The organism is Pantoea sp. S-LA4 (assembly GCF_054482835.1).
Window position 1 is genome coordinate 375,534 of record NZ_JBTLRC010000004.1, and the last position, 22,702, is coordinate 398,235.

The following is a 22,702-nucleotide window of genomic DNA, read 5'->3' on the forward strand; positions in this document are numbered from 1 at the left end:
TAATGTTTTTTTGCCACGGCGCGGCAGCATGAATGATTGTCAGAGGTGGGGAAGATGAGCTAGCGGCTTAACGCCCATTGACAGTTCAGGTGAATGTGAGCCTTACGCCAGCGCCCTAACGCATTCTTTTGCTGGCAAGATTGTAGACTTCACTGCGCTCACGTTTCCCTACTGCAACCACCGCAATGATGAGTTGATCGTCGATGACCTGATAGACCAGGCGAAAACCGGACGCCCGGAGTTTGATCTTATAACAGTCTTTTAACCCGCGCAGAGCCGCAGTGGGAATATGGGGATGCTCACAACACTTCTTTAGTTTCTTTGCAAACTGCTGCTGAATGGCTTTATCCAGCTTTAGCCACTCTTTTAACGCTTCTTCTCTGAATTTTATTGTGTAAGTCACAGAAAATCGTCCAGATCGACGTCAATCAGCTTCTGCTGGCTACGTTGGTTAACCAGCTTTACCAGTTCATTATCGTCCAGCGCATCGAGTATCTGCTCATATAACTCCGCAGGCACACAGTAAAAAGCGGGCTGATTGCGATTAAGAATGGCGACAGGATAACCCTCACCAGCATTAACGGTCGCCATCGGGTTTTTTTTCAGTTCGCTGACGCTGGCACTGGTGTCACTCAGAATAATATGCGGCATAGTTTCTCCGGAGACTGCTTAACAGGTCTTTATACTAGCAGTTTCCTCTTGCACCAACCAGCCCTGTTAACTCTCGAAATGATAACGTCGTGCTCTCTATCTTTAATCCTTACTGACGACCTGACCTGCTTCTCTGCATCGCCCCATCAGCTTAATGTCGCCCCGCTCTGCTGTTACACTCTCTTATCTGCCTGACAGCCGGGCGCATTCTCTAAAGGAACGGGAGTCGTTGATGTCCTTTTTACGGTTATTGTTATCTGAGTCGAACGATCCCTGGTTTAACCTGGCGGTGGAAGAGTGCATTTTCCGTCAGATGCCAGCGGCCCAGCGGGTGCTGTTTTTATGGCGCAATGCGGAGACGGTGGTGATCGGACGGGCGCAAAACCCGTGGAAAGAGTGTAATACCCGTCGTATGGCAGAAGATGGCATCAGGCTGGCCCGGCGTAGCAGCGGCGGCGGCGCGGTGTTTCACGATCTCGGCAACTGCTGTTTCACCTTTATGGCTGGCAAGCCGGGCTACGATAAAAGCGTCTCAACCGCGATTATCCTGCGTGCGCTGGCGAAACTGGGCTTGTCTGCGGAAGCCTCGGGACGTAACGATCTGGTGGTTAACACTGCCGACGGGCTGCGAAAAATATCCGGTTCGGCCTACCGTGAAACGCCCGATCGCGGCTTTCATCACGGCACCATTCTGATTGACGCCGATCTGTCGCGGCTGGCCGATTACCTCAATCCTGACGTTAAAAAATTGCAGGCCAAAGGCATCACTTCGGTGCGCGCCAGAGTGGCGAATCTGGCAGAGCTAAGCCCCGGCATCAGCTATGAGGCGATCTGTTCCGCAGTGACTGAAGCCTGTTTTGAACATTTCAATGTGCATTGCGAGCCTGAATATATTTCGCCGGATGCCCTGCCCGACCTGCCGGGCTTTGAACAGCTGTTTGCCCGCCAGAGTAGCTGGGAGTGGAACTTTGGTCAGGCACCGGATTTCTCGCATCTGCTGGATCAGCGCTTTAGCTGGGGCGGCGTTGAGATTCATTTTGATATTGAGCGCGGTGTCATCACCCGCTGTCAGATTTTCAGCGACAGCCTGAACCCGACGCCGCTGGAAACGCTGGCGCAGCGGTTACAGGGCATCGTCTATCGCCCGGACGCGCTGGACGCGGTGATGAGCCAGCTCAAAGCCGATTTCCCGCAACAGCAGCTGGAACTGAACGAGCTACAGCAGTGGCTGGTCGCCAGCCTGCGTTAACCGAATAAGGCCGTTCGGCGAGAACGGCCTGAAAGGCTTACAGATTAACGAAGGTGTGCAGCACCCGGACTAGCTGGGTAACGAAACCATATTCGTTGTCATACCAGGAGACCGTTTTCACCAGTTGCAGATCGCCCGCTTCACTGATTTCGGTCTGGCTGGCGTCGAAAATCGATCCAAACGGCAGGCCGATCACATCAGAAGAGACAATCGGGTCCTCGGTATATTTAAAGGATTCGTTGTTTTCGCACGCCTGCTTCAGCGCCGCGTTAATCTCCCCGACCGTGACCTTCTTCTCCAGAATCGACACCAGTTCAGTTACCGATCCGGTTTTGGTCGGCACGCGCTGCGCATGACCTTTTAATTTGCCAGAGAGTGCGGGGATCACCAGGCCAATCGCCTTCGCCGCGCCGGTGGTATGCGGAATGATATTCTCTGCCGCCGCGCGCGAGGCCCGAAAATCTTTGCCGCGCGGCCCGTCCACCAGCGCCTGGGTACCGGTGTAAGCATGGATCGTTGTCATGGTGCCCACTTTGATGCCGAAATTGTCGTGCAGCGCTTTCGCCATCGGGGCCAGGCAGTTGGTGGTACAGGAGGCGACGGAAACAATGGTGTCTTCGGCGCTGAGCGTGTCGTGGTTAACGTTATACACCACGGTCTTCATCTCCCCGGCGGGCGCGGAGATCAGTACCCGTTTTGCTCCCGCATCGATATGCGCCTGCGCTTTTTCTGCCGAGGTATAGAAGCCGGTACACTCAATGACGACGTCGACGCCCAGTTCGCCCCACGGAATGTTGCGCGCCTCTTTCTCGGCGAACACGGTGATCTTTTTGCCGTCCACCTGCAGCGCTTTGTCACCCGCCTCAACGCTGAACGGAAAAGCGCCGTAGTTGGTATCATATTTCAGCAGATAGGCCAGCATTTCGGGTGAGGTTAAATCGTTAATTGCCACGATTTCCACCGCTTCCTGCTGCTCAAGAATACGTCTGAGGACCAGACGGCCGATACGTCCAAAACCATTAATGCCGATCTTCTTCATTGTGATCTCCAGCCTGTCAGTTAAACCCGTTGGTTTGTCACGCGTGCAGCACCTGTGAAGTCCGGCCCGCGCCGATATTCTCAGGTAAAAATAGCATCAGGCCAGGCTGAAGGAGGGGCAATCTATGCGCCGCAGAGCGTGCAGGCATGACAATGGCAAAAGGCAAAAGGCGAAAGGCGAAAGGCGAAACGGAAAGAGGAAATTTCACTGCGGAGATAAAATATAAATTATCGGATTTTGTGGCGTTTTAAAAAAACAAAAAACCCGCACAAGGCGGGTTCTGTTAATTATCAATTTTACGCTTATCTGCTCAGGTTGTTACCGTCATCGCGTTTGTAAGCGTCATTGACAATTAAAATTTACAGCGGGCTGACGTTAGCTGCTGATGGGCCTTTAGCGCCGTTTTCAATAGTGAATTCGACCTGCTGACCTTCATCCAGAGTTTTATAATCGTTACCCTGAATTGCAGAGAAATGTACGAATACATCTTTGCTGCCATCCTGAGGAGAGATAAAACCAAAACCTTTACCAGCGTCAAACCATTTTACTAAACCAGTCATTTTATTAGACATCGATACTTCCTTAATTTATGAGCCACTAAGTGGCGAAGATGGCCTGTCTTTCAGAGGGATACTTACTAGGCACTTAGGAGGAGACTCACAAGAAGGGGTATCGTTTGATATCGCTTGCACTGAAGACTGCTTTACTAAAACTGCTTTCATAAGGTCTGTGTTCCAAACCGATGACGCTATTAAGCCACGCATCATCGCTTTTATCAAACACTATTTTAATTTAATTTTAACATCCAGACGTCCGGAGCGCTTTTAATCGCAGCGGCTTTTCTGCTTTCGGGAAATGTCGCGCTTCGCCTGGCGCCGAAAATAAGAGCATGTGCGAATAAAATAAATAACCCGGCGCATGATAATAGCAAGAAATATTAATGCCGGACAGGTTCAGATAAAGCGCAACGATAATATCTTATTTCGTTGCGCTTTCGATGCGGGTAATTATGCCGGTTGAGGCTGCTGTCGCGCAGCGTGACGAGCGGTAACGGTGAACACCAGCAAACCGGCGATGCCCAGCGCCACACCGACCCAGGCGGTAGAGATCCAGCCAAAGCCCAGCGACACCGTCAGGCCTCCCAGATACGCCCCCATCGCGTTGGCAATGTTCAGCGCGGAGTGGTTCATCGCTGCCGCCAGCGTTTGTGAATCATTGGCAACATCCATCAGGCGGATCTGCAGCGACGGCAACATGGCAGAACAGGTACCGATCAGGAAGGTCGCCAGCAGACCGGTTGCCACATGCTGCACCAGTAGCGGGAACGCCGCCATCACCATGACATTCCATAACAGCGTCCAGCCAATGATATTCAGCACCCGCCCGTCAGCCAGTCGACCGCCCACCAGGTTACCGATAATCATCCCCAGACCAAACGCCACCATCGCCCACGGAATCAGCGACGCTGACATACCGGCAATGTTGATCAGCGTCGGTGCGATGTAGCTGAAGATGGCAAACATGCCGCCGAATCCGACCGCACCCACCAGCAGCGTCAGCAAGACCTGCGGGTTTTTCAGCGCACCCAGTTCACGCAACGGATGCGCATCGGCATCACCGGGCGTGTAAGGCACATAACGGCCAATCAGCAGACAGGTCAGCACGCCAATGGCACCGACAAAGGTGAAGACTACATGCCAGCTAAACAACTGCCCAATCCACGATCCCAGCGGTACACCGACCAGGGTTGCCACCGTCAGCCCGAGCATCAGTGACGCCAGCGCCCGGCCACGTCGCTCGATCGGCACCAGCGAGGCGGCCACCAGTGACGCCACGCCAAAATAGGCACCGTGCGGCAGGCCGGTCAGGAAGCGCGCCACAATCAGCCCGTGATAGCTGTCAGCCATGGCGCTGGCGACATTACCCGCGCTGAACAGCGCCATCAGGATCAGCAGCAGCGACTTACGCGCCATCCGCGCAGCCAGTACGGCAATAACCGGCGCACCCACCACCACGCCGAGCGCATAGCTGGCGATGGCGTTCCCCGCCTGCGGCTCAGTAATCGCGAGCGATCGTGATACATCGGGCAGCAGGCCCATCATGATGAACTCGCCAGTGCCGATGCCGAATCCGCCCAGCGCCAGCGCCAGCAATGCCCAGCGGGCAAAGCCGGCAGCGTCGGTTTCCCGATTATTTTTTGACAACATAATTTCCCAATGGATTGAACAGATAACAAAACCGCAGAGCCGGACATCTATCGTCCTGACGCGCTGCAAATGCGGGCAGACTATAGAAAGGAAGCCCCCGGTTAGCAACCCGATAATGTGACATCGCGCACACTTTACCCGCCACTTGTCCGGCGATTCCCCCTGCCCGGCCGGGTAAAAACCTGGCTGAGCGATGAGATCTGGTTCACACTTTTAGCCGCGGCAATGTTGCCATCGCGATTCAAATCAGGGAAACGCCGTGAACAATTTTCAGCAATGCAGACACGACATGCGATTAGCGCTCTGCTGCCTGCCCGCGATCCTGCTAATTTTTGGCTTCGGACTGGGCACCGATCATCTACGGGAGGCCAGCGTGATGGCCAGTGGTGCGCTGCCGCTGGCGTTTGGCGCCAGTAAAACCTGGGAGGGATCGTCAGCAAAATTACTGCTGGTCACGCTGCTCGGCCTCGGGTTGTTTGCTTTTTTGGGTGCGCTGGCCCACAGCCTGGTGCTGTTTGTCAGCGGTGCAATGCTGTTTGCCGCTGGCTACGCGGTGATCAGTGGGATCAACGGGACGGCTGGCTGGGTGGTTCAGCAGTCAGCCATCGCCTGGATGATTTCAGGCTATTTTCCGGGCGATATCACTCATGCTGCCAGCCGCGCCGGGCTGGTGATGCTCGGCGGTGCCGTGCAGCTCACGCTGATTTGCCTGCTACTGCGAAACGGAGATTTCCGGCTGCAATCGCTGAGCAGGCTGAGCTGGCGCAGCGCGCTGCGACGCCTTCGACAGACCTCGCGGCCCAGAATACACCTGCGCTGGTCGGTGATGTTTGCCGTCATCGCTATGGGTGTCGCGCTGGTGACGGTGCAGCATTTTTCGGTGAAGAACGGCTACTGGACCGGCATGACGCTGCTACTCTGCCTGCGTAACCATTTTCGCGAGTCGCTGCTGCGGGTCCCCGCCCGGACGCTGGGCACCTTATCCGGCTGTCTGGCGGCGGGCATTCTTACCCACCTTCTTCCGCAGCCAGGCGTGCTGGCAGCCGCCTTTCTCCTCTCCGCTTACCTGGCGTTTACGCTCTCCTACCGGCTGGCGAACGGTTCTTATTTTGTTTTTACCTTTTTTGTCACGCTGATGGTGGTGCTGATGATTTCGCTCACCGGACTGGTGCAGGGCAACGTGGCGGAGGATCGCCTGCTGGCCACCGCTATCGGCAGCGGCTTTGCGCTGGCCGCGATTATGCTGACCCGACTGGCCGCTGCCGTACAGGCGAAGCTAACTGGCACCGCGGATTTTGAAACGCTTTACTGAGGCGGACCCGCCGCCCGATGGCGGCGGGCTAAAACCCATAAAGGTTAACGCGGGAACAGCGAAGGCGCCCACAGGCTGGGATCGACTTCGGCAAACTGCGCACGCACGAAATGCGGTTTGAGTTTAAATGGCACGGTGCAGTCGAAGATGGTCTTGGTGGTGGTGCCTTTGTCGCTGATACGCGGATCGTAAAAAGGCTGCTGTGAAGGATCGAGCACGTGGCCGGCCACACCGGGAACGAATATCGTATCGAGGTCGCCCACAAAGCGGGTTTGCATCGCCCACATCACGTCATCGGTATCAAACAGATCGACATCCTCATCCACCAGAATGACGTTCTTGAGTTCGCGATAAACCGCCAGCGCAATCAGTGCCGCCTGGCGGGTCATGCCGTCATCTCCGGCATTGCGTTTCGCCACCTGCAGCACCGCCAGAAACTTGCCGCCACCGGCACTGTGGGCATATACGTTTTTCACCAGTCCGGGCAGCGCATCCTCACATTGCAGATAGATACTGGCCTCGGTAGGAATGCCCGCCAGGCTGACATGTTCTTCACCCGGCCCGACCAGCGTCTGTAAAATCGGCTGATGGCGGGTGGTAATGGCTTTCACTTTGATCACCGGCAGGGAAGGATTAGCGTCGCCGGTATAGCCCGGAAATTCCGGCATCGCTTTGCCCGTGTGGGTGTGCTGATCTTCCGCAACCCGAACGTCAGGCAGAATCTCGCCCTCGATAACAATCTCCGCCCGGGCGATGGCGCGCTGATCGATCGTCAGACACTCCACCAGTTCCACCGGCTGACCACGCAGCCCGCCCGCGACACAGAGTTCATTGAAGCCAAACGGCGTGGTGGGCGCTTCGAACTCTGCACCAATGGTAATGGCCGGGTCCAGCCCCATATTGATTGAGACCGGCAACGGTTTACCCGCCGCTTCAGCTTTGCGCCGGAATGCGTCAATGTGGCGACCTGGCGCGAAAAAGATCGACATCTCATCCCTACCCTGCACGCAGAGACGGTGGATTGTCACATCGGTATTATTACGGTCGTCCGGATCGCTGCCCAGCACCAGTCCGAGGCAGAAGAAAGGTCCGGCATCTTCCGTGGTATTGGTCGGCGCGGGCAGAATTTTGCGCAGATCGAAGCCAGGATCGTCGGCGCGGTAGACCACCTGCTGACAGGGCGCGTCCTGCTGCTCTACCGTTACCGGCGGCGTCACGTTGCGTCGTGCCTGGGCCATCTGAATCCCCAGCTCCCGCACCGGCGCGCCCAGCAGCGCGCTGACCCGTTCACGGCTGGCCATTAATCCCACCAGCACTCGCGCATCCGGAAAGCCTTTGATGGTATTAAAGGTCATGGCCGGACCGATCCGGGTGGGTCGCATGACCGTCCCGCCCGCACCAATGTAGCGGTAGACGCCCGCCAGCTCGGCAATGGGATCGACTTCGCGATCGGTTTCAATGTATTGACCCGGTAGCGTTTGCAGTAAGGCAATCGCCGAGCGCAGATCGTTAACCGGCGGCACCTGCCAGCCTTGTGGATGAGGGTCGCCAGGTTTTACCTCAAGATACGAGGTCGGGCGTTTTTGCGGCATGATTCTCTCCTTATCGGGCTTCTACCCAGCTTTTCAGATGCAGTAACACTTCGCCCCAGCGGGTATTGCAGAACGGCAGATGCGGATCGCGGTCAGACCAGCCACCATGACTGAGCGCCACAATGGTCTGAGCGGGTCCGAAATCGGCCAGGGTGATACGCAGGGTTTTTCCCGCCGGGCTGTCCGGCTCTTCAACCGAGGTCTGTACCAGCTCTTCATCCGGCACCAGTTGATCGGTTCGCCAGCTGATGTGGGCGTGCGGACTGGGTCGCAACGTCAGGATTTCGCCCGGCGCAATCGTCCCTTCAACCACGCCCAGCTGCCAGCTGGCGAGTTGTGTGATATCCGTTAAGGCGGCATAGACCTGGCTTCGTGCAGCGGTGATTTTTATTGCGTGATGGAGCGTAATCATAAGAACTCCCTGAACGGCGAATGGAAAGGGTCGCAGAAAGTATATGTATCCCCGCCGGGCTCAGTTTGATCCAGAGAAGGCTTATCCGGTCTGTGCGGTGCCATCGGCCGCTGAAGGCCCTGACCACGGCGGCTGGCAGCCAGGTAAGGTTTGAGTCAGTAATTGTAACCATTCACACGGTGAGACGATCAGCGTCCGCCGCCAGGGCCCTATCCGGTAGCACCCTCTGCACGCGTGCCGGTAACAATGTCGCTGGGTTTAGCACACAGAGATCGTCATAACGCCGACCCTGCCGTTGCGGTTAACCACGGTAAGCGGGTGTGAGATTAATTAATTGTTAATAGAAGGTTTAATATTTTAACGAATTTACTGTAATGCCGTGATTATTTAATCAGGACGCAACCGAACACCGCGACAGGCTTTTTTACCGATTTTTGCGTCGTCGTTTACCGTGTTTTTTTGCCAGAAACAGCCTTTTACACAACTGGTTAACCGCCACGTAATGACGGTCAGCCAGGGTAAACACGTGTTTTTACGTGCTTTATTAAAAGCGTCCGTAAAGAATCGCGCCGATAAAAATGGTCATAAAGAGATCAAACCGTTGATAAACAAAGCAAATAATCCGTAAACTTCCGATGAAATTAATCATTGAGTCGGACCTGAAAAACCAATATATTGGCCGCGTTTTATCGATGCCCATTACTTTTTTAATTCATTTATTCAACTGCGACGTTACACCCGTCCCGGTTGTAGGAGAGATATGATGACGGATAAAGTCCGTATTGATAGTTTGAATGCACAGACCTTAAACGGAAACAATGAAACCTATTTAGCCCGTCAGGCTGAATTTGAATCAAACGTTCGAAGTTACCCTCGTAAATTGCCGTTCGCGATTGCGAAAGCGCAAGGTGTCTGGATCACCGACGTCGAGAATAATCAGTATCTTGATTGTCTTGCCGGTGCCGGAACGCTGGCTTTGGGCCATAACCATCCAGACGTTCTGCAAAGTATTCAAAATGTCATTACCAGCGGCTTGCCGTTACATACCCTCGATCTGACTACGCCGTTAAAAGATGAATTTTCTGAATACCTGCTCTCTTTACTGCCAGGCCAGGGCAAAGAGTATTGCCTGCAGTTTACCGGTCCATCCGGTGCGGATGCGGTAGAAGCCGCACTGAAGCTGGCGAAAAAGCACACCGGTCGTTCCGGCGTGATCAGCTTCTCCGGCGGTTATCACGGCATGACCCACGGCGCGCTGTCAGTGACCGGTAACCTGTCACCCAAAGAAGCCGTCGACGGCATGATGCCGGAAGTGCAGTTCATGCCTTATCCGCACCTTTACCGCTGCCCGCTGGGAATTGGCGGTGAAGCGGGCGTCAAAGCGCTGACCTACTACTTCGAAAACCTGATCAACGACGTTGAGAGCGGCGTGCGCAAACCTGCAGCCGTGATCCTGGAAGCGGTTCAGGGTGAAGGCGGCGTCAACCCGGCCCCGGCGGAATGGCTGCAGCGCATCCGTAAAGTCACTCAGGAACATGGCATTCTGCTGATCCTGGATGAAGTGCAGGCAGGTTTTGCCCGTACCGGTAAGTTCTTCGCCTTTGAACACGCGGGTATTGAGCCGGACATCATCGTGATGTCGAAAGCGGTTGGCGGCGGTCTGCCACTGGCGGTACTCGGCATTAAGAAAGAGTTCGATGCCTGGTCTCCGGGCCATCATACCGGGACGTTCCGCGGTAACCAGCTGGCGATGGCAACCGGCCTCACCACCCTGAAACTGCTGAAAGACAACAACATCGCAGATAAAGTCGCGGCGCAGGGCGAGTGGCTGAAAGGTAAACTGGGTGAACTGCAACAGCGTTATCCGGTTATCGGTAACGTGCGTGGCCTGGGCCTGATGATCGGTATCGAGATGGTGAAACCTGACGAAGCCGCCGATCACATGGGCAGCTTCCCGGCAGATGGCGAGCTCTCGGCGCTGGTGCAGAAAAAATGTTTTGAAAACGGCCTGATTCTGGAGCGTGGCGGTCGTCACGGTAGCGTGCTGCGTCTGCTGCCGTCGCTGCTGATCACCAATGCAGAACTCGACGTGTTTATGGATAAATTTGAAAACGCCCTGCTGTCAGCTGGCGTGAAACCCGTTTGAGTGGAGTGAATGCAATGTCCCGGTTAAACCCGATTCTGGCGGCCTCAGCACAGAGCACCGAGGCCTACCAGCAGGCGATTGCCCAGAGTAGCGCGGCGGTCGTTAAGTGGCTGGAACAACCTGAGATGTATCAGGGCAAAACCGTCGCTGAGCTGCGTGAACGTATCACGCTGGACTTCAATCCTCAGGGCCTGGGCAACCAGGCCGCGATTGAACGCGCCATCGAATACTTTCTGAAAGACAGCCTGTCAGTGCATCACCCGCAGTGTGTCGCGCACCTGCACTGCCCAAGTCTGGTGATCAGCCAGGCGGCCGAAGTCCTGATTAATGCCACCAACCAGAGCATGGATTCGTGGGACCAGGCCCCTTCCGCCACCATCATTGAGATGAAGCTGATCGAATGGCTGCGTACGCAGGTGGGTTATCAGCCGGGCGACGCGGGCGTCTTCACCAGCGGCGGTACCCAGAGCAATCTGATGGGTCTGATGCTGGCGCGTGATGCCTGGTTTGCCCGCCAGGGACACTCCGTACAGCAGGATGGTCTGACCGGCGATCTGAAGAAGATCAAAGTCTTCTGTTCAGAAAATGCCCACTTCTCCGTGCAGAAAAACATGGCGCTGCTGGGCCTCGGCTATCAGTCGGTGACGCTGGTCAAAACGGACCGCTTCGCCCGTATGGATCTGGACGATTTACGTCACAAGCTGGCCCAGGCTCAGGCCAACGGCGAGCAGGTGCTGGCGATTGTCGCGACCGCAGGCACCACTGATGCCGGTGCCATCGACCCGCTGCGCGAGATCGCAACGCTGGCGGCGGAACAGCAGATCTGGGTTCACGTCGATGCCGCCTGGGGTGGCGCGCTGCTGCTCTCCGAGCAGTACCGCGACTATCTGGATGGGATTGAACTGGTGGACTCCATCACGCTCGACTTCCACAAGCAGTTCTTCCAGACCATCAGCTGTGGCGCTTTCCTGCTGAAGGAAGCGCGTCACTATGAGCTGATGCGTTACCAGGCGGCCTACCTGAACTCGGAGTTTGATGAAGCGCAGGGCGTACCGAATCTGGTGTCGAAGTCGCTGCAGACCACCCGCCGTTTCGATGCGCTGAAACTGTGGATGGGCCTGGAAGCATTGGGTCAGAAACAGTATGCCGCGATCATCGATCACGGTGTGACGCTGGCGCAGCAGGTTGCTCACTATGTTGAACAACAGCCCGCGCTGGAACTGGTGATGAAGCCGCAGCTGGCAAGCGTGCTGTTCCGCTATCGTCCGGCCCATCTGGCGCACCTCAGCGATGCGGATATCGCGCTGCTGAATCAGCGTATTGGCGATGCCCTGCTGGAGTCAGGTCGCGCCAACGTCGGCGTCACCGAATTTAACGGCGTCACCTGCCTGAAAATGACGCTGCTGAACCCGACCGTCACGCTGGAAGACATTCAAATCCTGCTGACTCTGGTGGAAACCACCGCGCAGCAACTGGTGTAAGTCATCGGTTGTTAAAAAGGCTCCTCCGGGAGCCTTTTTTTATGCCTGTAACCGTCGGTTCAGCGCGACGGCGGCTCATCCAGCAGCCGCAGATGGTCATCCTTGTTCAGGGTCATCAGCGCCACAATACTGATCAGCGCGGTGATCATCACGTACCAGGCGGGAATATCCAGATTGCCGGTCTGTTTAATCAGCCCGGTAATGATCAATCCGGCACAGCCGGAGAAGACGGCGTTCGAGAGTGAATAGGCCAGCCCCAGCCCGGTATAGCGCACCCGCGTGGGAAACATCTCCGCCAGCATCGCCGGTCCCGGTCCCGCCAGCAGTCCGACAATCCCGCCCGCAATAAACACCACCAGCGCCTTCAGCCCGAGCCCACTGCTTTCCGCCTGCAGCACGTTGAGCAGCGGCAGCGCCAGCAGCAACAGCAGCACCGCCGCGGTCACCATCACCGCGCGACGGCCAATCTTATCGCTCAGCATACCGGCCGGAATAATGGTCGCGGCAAAGCCGAGGTTCGAAATCACCGCAATCAGTAACGCCTGATTAAAACCGGTATGCAGCGACGCCTGCAGGTAAGTTGGCATGATCACCAGATAGGTATAGCCGGCGGCCGACCAGACCATCAACCGGCAGATGCCGAGCAGAATGGTTTTCAGCGTCGCGCCGAAGCTGGCCGTCACCCTTTCAGGTACGGGTTCTGACTGTTGCCGGATAAAGGCCGGCGTCTCTTCCATCTGTACCCGAAGCCAGAGCGCCAGCGCACCCAACGGCAGCGCGAGAAAGAATGGGACACGCCAGCCCCATGCCAGCATCTGTTCAGGGCTTAACAACAGTGAGAGCAGCGCCACAATGCCTGCGCCCGCCAGCAGCCCCAGCGCCACGGTGAACGACTGCCAGGCACCAAACAAGCCGCGCTTACCGCGTGGCGCAAATTCGGTCATCAACGAGACCGCCCCGCCATATTCGCCGCCCGCGAACAGCCCCTGCAGAATCCGCAACCCGGTTATCATCAGCGGGGCCAGCACCCCCAGCGTGGCGTAGGTCGGTACCAGCCCGATGGCGGTGGTCGCCAGCGTCATCATGATCAGCACAAAAATCAGCGTCGGCTTACGTCCGATGCGGTCACCCATCCGGCCAAAGATGATCGCCCCAAGCGGACGGAAAAAGAAGGCGATAGCGAACGAGGCATAAGTCAGCAGAATCCCGGTCAGCGCCGACTCTCCCTCAAGCCGGAAAAAGTTCTGCGCAATCAGGGTGGCGAGAAAGCCATAAACGGCAAACTCATACCATTCGATAAAATTGCCCACCGAACCGGCCAGTAAGGCACGTTTACGGCTGGCGGAACTGAGCAGCTTATCTGCGGAATCGGACATGGCAGGTGATCCTTTTTGTCGTCGCATCAATCGCTTATGATTAGCATAATCGGTGATAAATTACCCGAACGGGTATGGATCGCGTTAACTCAGCCACATAAAAGGTGAGATGGCTGGCGGATGCTCCGCTTTTTCGCCTGGGAGGCTTGCACTCCGGCGCGACGATCGTCAGGATGTGCGCAATTAACTGAACCGGGCGGATAAACCATGAACGCACACACCTCAAAAGATCCTCTGCACGGCGTCACGCTCGAAATGCAGGTAAACCATTTAGTTGCACAGTATGGCTGGTCTGAACTGAGTAAACGCATCAACATTAACTGTTTCAAAAGCGATCCCAGCGTGAAATCGAGCCTGAAGTTTCTGCGCCGCACGCCGTGGGCGCGGGCCGAAGTCGAAGCACTCTATCTGGCGTCGCTGGATGAGAAAACTGACGCAACACCGCCGGCTGAAGAGGACCCCTGGGCGGGCTGGCGTGGCAACAAGCCGGAATAATCGCGGTTGCCGGAGGAATATAAAAAGCCCGCGTCGGCTAACCGGCGCGGGCTTTTTGACGATTAAGCGGCTGTTACAGCGCCATATCGTGTTGTGGTGAAACGGCTGGTTTCTCAGCCGGTGCTGCTGGCGCTGCGGTCGCGTTGCCATCCATATGGATCACCGGCGGGGTGGTTAGTTGCAGCGTTGATGCCGTGTCATTCCAGACCTGCTGCAGCAGCGGAACGTTGTCGTTCAGTTTCTGGCCGTAACCCGGGATCATTTTGTGAATCTTCGCCTGCCATTCGGCTGACTTAAACTCTTCCGGGAACAGTTTCTGCATCACGTTCAGTGCGATTGGCGCCGCAGTAGAGGCACCCGGTGATGCACCCAGCAGTGCAGCAACGGTTTTCTGCTGATCGGTCACGATTTCGGTGCCCAGTTTCAGCACGCCGCCCTTCTCTTCATCTTTCTTGATGATCTGGACGCGCTGACCGGCCTGAATCAGTTTCCAGTCCTCTTTCTTCGCATCCGGATAGTACTCTTTCAGCGCAGCAAAGCGGTCATCGTCAGTCAGCATCACCTGACCCACCAGATATTTCACCAGGTCGAAGTTATCCATCCCAACGTGCGTCATCGGGATCACGTTGTGGGTAGTGGTGGTGCTGAGCAGATCAAACAGCGAACCATTTTTCAGGAACTTAGTCGAGAACGTCGCGAACGGCCCAAACAGCACGACGCGCTTGCCATCGAGGTAACGGGTATCCAGATGCGGAACCGACATCGGTGGTGCGCCGACGGAAGCCTGACCGTACACTTTTGCCAGATGACGATCGGCAATCGCGCTGTTTTCGGTTACCAGGAACGACCCACCTACCGGGAAGCCTGCATAGTTTTCAGCTTCAGGAATGCCGGTTTTCTGCAGTAACTTCAGCGCGCCGCCGCCGGCACCGATGAAGACATACCTGGCGTCAACTGCACGCTCATTGCCATTTTTGGCATCTTTGATGGTAACGTGCCACGAGTTGTCGCCGTTACGTTTGAAGTCCGTCACTTCAGAGGAGGTTTCCAGACGGAAGTTGTCATTTTTCTTCAGGCTGCCGATCAGCTGACGGGTGATTTCACCGTAGTTAACGTCGGTACCGACCGGTGTCCAGGTCGCAGCCACTTTCTGCTGCGGATCACGGCCTTCCATCACCAGTGGTGCCCACTGAGCGATCTGCTGGTGATCGGTGGAGAACTTCATGCCCTGGAACAGCGCCGTTTTCTGCAGTGCCGCGTAGCGTTTGGTCAGAAAGTCGACGTTATCGCCCCAGACGAAGCTCATGTGCGGCGTAGAGTTGATGAAGCTGCGGGGATCGTGCAGGACGCCTTCTTTAACCTGAGCGGTCCAGAACTGGCGCGACACCATAAAGGCTTCGTTAATTTCCAGCGCTTTCGTCACGTCAATCGAGCCATCTTTACGCTCAGGCGTATAGTTCAGCTCCATGTTGGCCGAGTGACCGGTCCCGGCATTGTTCCAGCCGTTTGAGGATTCCAGCGCCACACCGTCCAGTTTCTCAACCATGATCTGTTTCCAGCCTGGCTGTAACTCTTCCAGCATGGTCCCCATCGAGGCGCTCATGATGCCGCCGCCAATTAACAGTACGTCGGTTTTCTCTGGTGAAGTTTCAGCGTGGAGAGCTGAAGAAACAAGCAAGGCCGCGAGGGAAAGTGCAGGAATAACTTTGGTTGATCTAATCATTATGCAATCTACTGTTAACTTAATAACACTGGTTAAAAAAAGTCCTCAAAGTTTAAAATAATGTTATTTATGAGTTAATGTGAAAATAGTTATAAAATTAAAAATAGCATTTCCGCCTTAATTTAATTACAAAAGGCTTACTTAATTTGCTATCTATTTTAACCACACATTAAGGGTGTGCTTTGAATTATTCAATCCCCTAAGGCAAATATTGTGCCGCTGTTTTTACTGCCACGCGCGCGGCTAATCCTGTACTGGTGCCGCGTCTTAGCGTATGTTTCCTGGCGATACCCTTACCCGTACCGAACGCTCATGAAAATCCAGTCACATAAACGATACGCCCTTAACCGACGGCCGATGAAGCTCAGCACGCTGACCACGCTGATGATGACGGCGGTGATTTTTACCGTCCTGCTGTGCGTCCATCTGCTCTATTTCATTCAGATCGATAATTTCGCCCAGTCGCACCTGAAAGATAAAGCGATGGCGGTAGCACGTACGGTGGCAGACAGCCCCGAGGTCCAGCGCGGACTGGGACGCCCGGACGGTCAGACGCTGATCCAGCCGATTGCCGAAGCGGCGCGCAAACGTAACGGCCTGCTGTTCGTGGTGGTTACCGATATGGGCGGCATCCGCTTTTCGCATCCTAATCCCGATGCGATTGGCAAACATTTCATTGGTGACGATCTTAATCCGGCGCTGACTGGCCGGGAAAATGTCGCGGTTAATCACGGCGTACTGGTTGAGGCCCTGCGGGTTTTTACCCCGGTTTTTAACGACCGTCATCAGCAAATTGGCGTTGTGGCTATCGGTATTTCACTCAATGATGTGGCAGCGCAGATAGCAAAAAGCCGCTGGAACATTGTCTGGACCGTCTTATTTGGCACCCTTGTCGGTTTGCTGGGCATCTATATTCTGGTCAGACGGCTCAAGACCATTTTGCTGGGGCTGGAACCGCATGAAATTTCCAGCCTGTTTGAGCAGCGTCAGGCCATTCTCAATTCGATTAAAGAGGGCGTGATTGCGGTGGATGACCAGTCACGCGTCAGCCTGATTAATCAGGCCGCGCAACAGCTGCTGCACGAAACGACCCGCAAAACCATGCTCAGTGGCGATCGCCTGCCGGAAGAGAGCGTGATGCATAGTCATCAACAGGATGCGCTGCACCAGGGCACAGCCTGGCATGACGAAGAGCTGACTCTCGGCGGCCGTATTCTGATTAGCAATACCGTGCCGGTACGCAGCGGCGAACGCATTATCGGCGCAGTAACCACCTTCAGGGATAAAACCGAAATCAGCCAGCTGATGCAGCGTCTGGACGGCATGGTAAACTATGTCGATGCGTTGCGTGAACGCTCCCATGAATTCATGAATAAGCTGCATGTGATTCTGGGGCTGCTGCACATGAAAAATTATGCGCAGATGGAAGAGTACATCCTGAAAACGGCGAATAACTACCAGACCGAAATCGGTTCGTTGATACAGAAGATCAAATCACCGGTGATTGCGGGCTTTCTGTTAAGCAAAATCAGTCGGGTGACCGATGAAGGGCACCAGCTGATTATCGATGAGGCCAGTTTTCTGCCCGACTGCGGCAGTGAACAACAGAGCGCTGTACTGATTACCGTGCTGGGTAATTTAATCGAAAACGCACTTGAGGCGCTGGACCCGGAAACCGAAGGTGAAATCCACCTGATGCTGCATTACCAGAATGGCTGGCTGGCGTGTGAAGTCAGTGATGATGGGCCCGGCATTGACGGGTCGCAGCTCGCCGCCATCTTTGAACGTGGCGTCTCGTCAAAGGGCGACGATCGTGGCGTGGGGCTGTTCCTGGTCAGGCAGCAAACCGAAAGTCTGGGCGGTAATGTCAGCGTTGAGTCCGAGCCTGGTGTGTTCACCCAGTTCTTAGTGCAACTCCCGTGGGAGAGAGGAATAAAAGTCGAATGATCAATGTCTTAGTTGTCGATGATGATGCTATGGTAGCCGAGCTGAATCGCTGTTATATCGCTCAGATCGCCGGATTTACCTGCTGCGGCACCGCGTCGACGTTACAGCAGGCCAAAGAGCAGTTGTTACAGGCTGATTCGCAGGTTGATCTGGTGCTGCTGGACATCTATATGCAGCAGGAGAACGGTCTGGACCTGCTGCCGGAACTGCGCAGCGCCGGGCGGCCTGTCGACGTGATCATCATCTCCTCGGCGGCGGATGCGGCCACTATCAAAACGTCGCTCAACTATGGCGTCGTGGATTATCTGATTAAACCGTTCCAGTTTGCCCGTTTTGAAGAGGCGCTGACCGGCTGGCGGCAGAAAAAAGCGCTGATGGATAATCACCAGTTTTACCAGCAGTCAGATGTGGATCAGCTGCTGCACGGCAACCCGCCTGGCGCCAGTGAACAGAAACGGCTGCCAAAAGGTCTGACGCCACAGACGTTACGTACGCTGTGCCTGTGGATCGATGCGCATCCGGGTACCGAGTTTTCCACCGATGAGCTGGCAACAGAGGTGAATATTTCACGGGTTTCCTGCCGTAAATACCTGATCTGGCTGGCGCAGATTAATATTCTGTTCACCAGCATTCACTATGGCGTAACCGGCAGACCGGTTTATCGTTATCGCTTACAGCCGGAATATCACACCCTGCTGAAGCAATATTGTCAGTAAGCCTGCCGGTAATGAGGATCGAGTTGCTGGAAGGAAAAGTGACGTTGTGACGAGCAGATGATCTGCTTGTCACGGGTCACAAAGATCGCCTCAATATCAGGCTGATCGGCGAGGCAGGCAATTCCCTTTTCCACGCCCATGCCATACAGCAGTGTGGTGTAAATATCGCCATCGATTGAGCGGTCAGAGATAACCGTCACGCTCAGCAGTTCGTTATCGAGTGGATAACCGCTGCGGTCATCAAGAATATGGTGGTAGCAGACGCCATCCAGCTCGAAAAAGCGTTCGTAGATACCGGACGTCACCACCGATTTATCGGCAACGTGAATCACGCCGATCAGTTCATCTGGCGCACCAAACGGTTTTTTCAGGCCAATTGCCCATCCCGCTGCGTCTTCCTCCTGCGGCGAGCCGACCGTCTGCACGTTACCGCCGAGATTGATCAACGCACTGCTTACTCCCTGCTGACGCAAAAACGCCTGCACCCGATCGGCGATGTAGCCTTTTGCGATCGCCCCAAGGTCAATTTCCATCCCGGCTTTCGCCAGCATGACGCTGTGGGTCGCCGGATCAAGCATCACGTCATGCGGATTGGTCAGTGCCAGACAGGCCTGCAATGACGCCGCAGGCGGCACGCTATGGCCCTGAAACCCAATTTTCCAGCACTTCACCAGCGGACCAATCGCGAGGTTGAACCGGCTGTCGGGCAGCAGGCTGACAGCATGGGCGCAGGCGATCAGATCGAATACCGGCTGACTGACCGCCACCGGATGCTGACCCGCCGCCTGGTTAATCGCCATCACTTCAGAACCGGCACGATTGACGGTAAACAGGTTCTCCTGCTGTTTAATCAGGCGGAAAACCTGTCCGGCAAGGGGTTCATTGTGTTCAAACAGTTTGAGCAGAATGGGCGAACCCATCAGAACCGCGGAGTAAGCATAGACACGCGCATCAGTTAACATAGGCGACTCTGCTTTGAAGAGGAAGAACCGGCATCCGCAGGACGCAGATGCCGGAGAGAGCGTTAACGTTTCGCGTAGGCTGCCGCGTTACCGCCCGCCAGGATGCCAAAGATAATGATATCGGCGACTGCGTTACCGCCGATGCGGTTAGCGCCGTGAATGCCGCCGACCACTTCCCCACAGGCCCAGGCGCCGTTAATCACCTGCTGCTGGCTATCCAGTACCGCCGTGGTGGTGTCGATAGTGACGCCGCCCATAGTGTGATGGACGCCCGGCGCAACGCGAATCGCGTAGAACGGACCTTCGCTTAATGGATGACGCAGCGCCGTCTGGCGGCCAAAGTCTTCATCTTTTTGCTGGATGACAAAGCCGTTGTAACGGGCCAGTGTCTCTTCCAGCGCGCGATGTTCCATATTGAGTTTCACTGCCAGTTCACCCACGGTCGGTGCGCTCACCACGAAGCCTTTCGCAATATACTCATCGGCCGCTTTGTTGTTCATCCGTACCTGCTCGTCAAACACGATCCAGGCACTTTTCTCTGGCAGCGCGATAATCTGCGCCGAGACTTTGTCACGGGTCTCCATTTCATTGTAGAAACGCTGTCCAGCCTGGCTCACCAGGATGGCGCCGCCGCCACGAATTGACTCTGAAACCAGATAAGAGGTGGTCTGTTCTACCGTTGGGTGAATCTGGATTTCGCCCATATCCACCGTGCCGGCACCGATTTTGGTCAGCATGGCGATACCGCTACCGGTTGCGCCTTTGTGGTTGGTGGTAACGAAGCCATCCAGTTCGGGACGATATTTCACCACCAGTTCACGGTTAGCGCTGAAGCCGCCGGTCGCGACAATCACGCTTTTGGCATTCAGGATACGGCTGTCGTTGTACTCATCAACCACTTTTACCCCGGCAACCGCCCCATTTTCATACAGGATTTCTGCCACCGACGTTTCCAGCAGCACTTCGATGTTACGGCTGTTGATATTCTTCACCAGCCCGCTGATCAGGAATCCGCCGACGGCAGAACGGTCTGCCGGACGGTGAGTACGGTCGATGCTCATCCCGCCGGTAATGGTGATGTCATTGAGTTCAATACCGTGGTCGGCCAGCCATTCAATCGCTTCTGGTGCCAGGTCCACGAACTCACGCAGCAGCACCGGATTGTTTTTGAATTTGCCGCCTTTCAGCGTCTCTTCGTAGAACAGCTCTTTGCTGTCCTCAATGCCTTTCAGTTTCTGGAAGCGGGTTTCCGCGGCGTTCATCCCGACTGAGGCTTTAATGGTGTTACCGCCAATGGTCGGCATCTTCTCGATAATGACCACCCGCGCACCTTCATCATGCGCCTGAATGGCTGCGGCAAGGCCAGCGCCCCCGCTGCCCACCACCACCACATCGTAATTCTGCGGTGCGTTAGGATTTCCGCCCTCTTCGATAACGTGCGCTTTGCTGGAATGAGTCAGGGCGCGCGATACGGCTTTCTTCAGGGCTTCACTTTGCGTCGTGGCGCCGGTAATCGCATCAACATGCGGGCTATTGGCGACCAGAATGCGGTTACGCAGGTTCTCAAAGGTGGTGGTGAAGTCCACATCCAGCGTGTCATCCGGGACCAGCGAAATATCGGTAATACGGTCGGTATCCAGCGTGACGTTGATTTTCAGCTTCAGCGCTTCGGCTTCCACTTTTTCCTGATAAACACCGGCTTTGTATTTGCGACCTGACTCGCTCATGTCGCGGATCATCGCGTCAACCAGCGAGAAGCGCCACAGCGGTTCCGGAATCTGCAGCTCTTCGCGTTTGTTACTGTCGATGTAGAGATCGAGATGCTCATTATTGACGATGCGGTCGGTCCAGTCCGGATAGGCGATACAGGCTTTACCGATTGCAACCAGGTCATAGCCTTTTTCCAGCGCCATCTCGGCATCTGATTTATTCACTACCCCGCCAACCCCAATCACCGGCACTTTTGCCAGCACCGGCGAACGCATCGCCACAAATTTTTCAATCAGCGGCGTCGGGTCCTGGGTATCGACAATCGACGGACGCAGCAGCTGACCCACCGAAAAGTGGACATAGTCCAGCCCGCGCGCCGCCAGTTTCTCCAGCAGATAGAGCGTGTCGTCAAAGCGGATGCCGGGTACTTCAATCTCTTCCGGCGAGAAGCGGTAGCCAATGATGAAGGAGTTATGCGCAAAACGCTCTGCCATCTTGTGTGTGATTTCCAGCACTTCCAGTGGGAAACGTGCGCGGTTATCGCGGCTGCCGCCCCACTTGTCATCGCGCTGGTTAGAGTTTGGCGAGTAGAACTGCTGGATCAGATAGGTATTGGCACCGTGAATTTCTACCCCGTCAAATCCCGCCTTGATCGCACGGTTCACCGCATCACCAAATTTGGTGATCATGGTTTCGACTTCTTCAGCGCTCAGTGCCAGCGGTTTGGTTGCACCTTCACGCGGTGCCGCGATCGCGCTGGGGGCCACCGGCGTTTTACCACCAATCAGCTCCGGTTCCACCATGCGGCCACCGTGATAAATCTGCAGGATCGCGGTTGACCCTTCTGATTTGATGGCGTCAGCGATACGTTTCAGTCCCGGGATTTTATTGTCGCTGTCGATGGCAATCGCGCCGGGAAACGCCGGGCCACGGTTATCAATGAAGCAGCATTCGACAATCACGGTGCCGATACTGCCGGCGCGCGCACGATAATATTCCACCAGCTCGCTGGTCACGGTGCCGTCATAAAAACCGGTGCAGGTGGTCATCGGTGCCATGACTAAACGATTTTTTAGTACCGCGCCGCCAGGAAGGGTGAGGGGAGTGAGAATCGGGGTGAGAGTATTCATTACGATAAACTCCAAAATTTAAAAGCCTGAAAATTTTTAGCGGACGCAAAGTATCGCTTAATTAAGTGGTCCGATGTCATGGGTTAAATATACCATTTTCTTTGCTTATATAAGCGATAAATTTACTTTTTAAACTTTTAAACGGTTTAGAGTTTTTATTTGCTGAAAACAATAACAGAAGTTATATTAATTGTTAACCATGAGTTACCAAAAATCAACCCTTCGTTTACTTTAAAAACATTTTATTGCATATCAAGGAGTTATAACATAGGCTTGTGAGTCAGACGGTAACCTGATTGCCGATCCGCATCACAAAAAGCGTGAAAGGTCCAGCGGCGAGATATAAATTAAAAATAAATGTTAAAAATCAGGAATAACGATTTAATTTTATTGATCTGGATCAAAAATCTATATTTTCAGAAATCGCATCATATTCACATTGATTTAAAAAGCTGCTTACTCTTGCAGCTGTCAGGCAAAAAAATAACGGCGTCACGATTTATTCACGTTATTAAGAATAATAAAGAAAGCAGTCAGTGATCGATCGGGGCGCA

Annotated in this window: 18 protein-coding genes; 7 read left to right on the forward strand and 11 right to left on the reverse strand. The window is 54.9% G+C overall.

Features of this window, described 5'->3' with window-relative positions; genetic code table 11:
* Positions 1-115 precede the first annotated feature (115 nt).
* Together ACX3P5_RS22305 and ACX3P5_RS22310 are read right to left on the reverse strand one after the other, a co-directional pair.
* Positions 116-403 carry a type II toxin-antitoxin system RelE family toxin gene (locus ACX3P5_RS22305; protein ID WP_233988710.1) on the reverse strand — a complete coding sequence of 96 codons (288 nt, stop codon included), beginning with the start codon at positions 401-403 and terminating at the stop codon, positions 116-118.
* On the reverse strand, positions 400-651 hold the full coding sequence (locus ACX3P5_RS22310) for a type II toxin-antitoxin system Phd/YefM family antitoxin (protein ID WP_336756204.1): 252 nt from the start codon (positions 649-651) through the stop codon (positions 400-402). The genes ACX3P5_RS22305 and ACX3P5_RS22310 overlap by 4 nt, the downstream gene beginning before the upstream one ends.
* Before the next feature lie 232 nt (positions 652-883).
* Here ACX3P5_RS22310 and ACX3P5_RS22315 point away from each other — a divergent pair, with 232 nt between their 5' ends.
* Complete coding sequence (locus tag ACX3P5_RS22315; RefSeq protein ID WP_458969418.1) at positions 884-1,900, forward strand: lipoate--protein ligase A; 1,017 nt, start codon at positions 884-886, stop codon at positions 1,898-1,900.
* Positions 1,901-1,937: 37 nt separating this feature from the next.
* Here ACX3P5_RS22315 and gap read toward each other — a convergent pair whose 3' ends face one another.
* The 3 genes from gap to ACX3P5_RS22330 form a co-directional block, all read right to left on the reverse strand.
* Positions 1,938-2,939, reverse strand: a complete 1,002-nt coding sequence (gene gap, locus ACX3P5_RS22320) for a type I glyceraldehyde-3-phosphate dehydrogenase (RefSeq protein WP_293000369.1) — start codon at positions 2,937-2,939, stop codon at positions 1,938-1,940.
* A 359-nt stretch (positions 2,940-3,298) separates the two neighbouring features.
* Entirely contained in the window at positions 3,299-3,511 is a 213-nt protein-coding gene (gene cspE, locus ACX3P5_RS22325) for a transcription antiterminator/RNA stability regulator CspE (protein ID WP_031374430.1), read from the reverse strand.
* Positions 3,512-3,946: 435 nt separating this feature from the next.
* The gene (locus tag ACX3P5_RS22330) at positions 3,947-5,146 is read right to left on the reverse strand and encodes an MFS transporter (protein ID WP_458969419.1); all 1,200 of its coding nucleotides are present in this window, start codon (positions 5,144-5,146) and stop codon (positions 3,947-3,949) included.
* A 289-nt stretch (positions 5,147-5,435) separates the two neighbouring features.
* On the opposite strand from ACX3P5_RS22330, the gene ACX3P5_RS22335 reads away from it, so the two are divergent.
* Positions 5,436-6,458: an FUSC family protein gene (locus tag ACX3P5_RS22335; RefSeq protein WP_458969420.1), complete on the forward strand. Its 1,023-nt coding sequence runs from the start codon at positions 5,436-5,438 to the stop codon at positions 6,456-6,458.
* Between the two features lie 44 nt (positions 6,459-6,502).
* Here the strand turns inward: ACX3P5_RS22335 and ACX3P5_RS22340 are convergent, their stop codons facing one another.
* Together ACX3P5_RS22340 and ACX3P5_RS22345 are read right to left on the reverse strand one after the other, a co-directional pair.
* A complete protein-coding gene (locus ACX3P5_RS22340; protein ID WP_458969421.1) occupies positions 6,503-8,050 on the reverse strand; it encodes a UbiD family decarboxylase in 1,548 nt (515 codons plus the stop codon).
* A 10-nt stretch (positions 8,051-8,060) separates the two neighbouring features.
* Positions 8,061-8,462, reverse strand: coding sequence for an SRPBCC family protein (locus ACX3P5_RS22345; RefSeq protein ID WP_458969422.1), 402 nt, complete (start codon positions 8,460-8,462; stop codon positions 8,061-8,063).
* Between the two features lie 763 nt (positions 8,463-9,225).
* Here ACX3P5_RS22345 and ACX3P5_RS22350 point away from each other — a divergent pair.
* Together ACX3P5_RS22350 and ACX3P5_RS22355 are read left to right on the forward strand one after the other, a co-directional pair.
* On the forward strand, positions 9,226-10,608 hold the full coding sequence (locus tag ACX3P5_RS22350; RefSeq protein WP_233988804.1) for a diaminobutyrate--2-oxoglutarate transaminase: 1,383 nt from the start codon (positions 9,226-9,228) through the stop codon (positions 10,606-10,608).
* A gap of 14 nt (positions 10,609-10,622) precedes the next feature.
* Positions 10,623-12,089, forward strand: coding sequence for a pyridoxal phosphate-dependent decarboxylase family protein (locus ACX3P5_RS22355; protein ID WP_233988702.1), 1,467 nt, complete (start codon positions 10,623-10,625; stop codon positions 12,087-12,089).
* 59 nt (positions 12,090-12,148) lie between these two features.
* On the opposite strand, the gene ACX3P5_RS22360 is transcribed toward ACX3P5_RS22355, so the two are convergent.
* Entirely contained in the window at positions 12,149-13,465 is a 1,317-nt protein-coding gene (locus ACX3P5_RS22360; protein WP_336756212.1) for an MFS transporter, read from the reverse strand.
* A gap of 207 nt (positions 13,466-13,672) precedes the next feature.
* Here ACX3P5_RS22360 and ACX3P5_RS22365 point away from each other — a divergent pair, with 207 nt between their 5' ends.
* Positions 13,673-13,960, forward strand: a complete 288-nt coding sequence (locus tag ACX3P5_RS22365) for a VF530 family protein (RefSeq protein ID WP_233988700.1) — start codon at positions 13,673-13,675, stop codon at positions 13,958-13,960.
* Positions 13,961-14,033: 73 nt separating this feature from the next.
* Here ACX3P5_RS22365 and mqo read toward each other — a convergent pair whose 3' ends face one another.
* Complete coding sequence (gene mqo / locus ACX3P5_RS22370; protein WP_458969423.1) at positions 14,034-15,683, reverse strand: malate dehydrogenase (quinone); 1,650 nt, start codon at positions 15,681-15,683, stop codon at positions 14,034-14,036.
* 312 nt (positions 15,684-15,995) lie between these two features.
* Here mqo and ACX3P5_RS22375 point away from each other — a divergent pair, with 312 nt between their 5' ends.
* On the forward strand, positions 15,996-17,630 hold the full coding sequence (locus ACX3P5_RS22375) for a sensor histidine kinase (protein ID WP_458969424.1): 1,635 nt from the start codon (positions 15,996-15,998) through the stop codon (positions 17,628-17,630).
* Entirely contained in the window at positions 17,627-18,346 is a 720-nt protein-coding gene (dcuR, locus tag ACX3P5_RS22380; protein WP_233988697.1) for a two-component system response regulator DcuR, read from the forward strand. Before ACX3P5_RS22375 ends, dcuR begins: the two co-directional genes overlap by 4 nt.
* On the opposite strand, the gene ACX3P5_RS22385 is transcribed toward dcuR, so the two are convergent.
* Positions 18,340-19,308 carry an FAD:protein FMN transferase gene (locus ACX3P5_RS22385; RefSeq protein ID WP_458969425.1) on the reverse strand — a complete coding sequence of 323 codons (969 nt, stop codon included), beginning with the start codon at positions 19,306-19,308 and terminating at the stop codon, positions 18,340-18,342. The two genes, dcuR and ACX3P5_RS22385, sit on opposite strands and share 7 nt — an antisense overlap.
* A gap of 62 nt (positions 19,309-19,370) precedes the next feature.
* Positions 19,371-22,148, reverse strand: coding sequence for a flavocytochrome c (locus ACX3P5_RS22390; protein WP_233988695.1), 2,778 nt, complete (start codon positions 22,146-22,148; stop codon positions 19,371-19,373).
* Between the last annotated feature and the right edge of the window lie 554 nt (positions 22,149-22,702).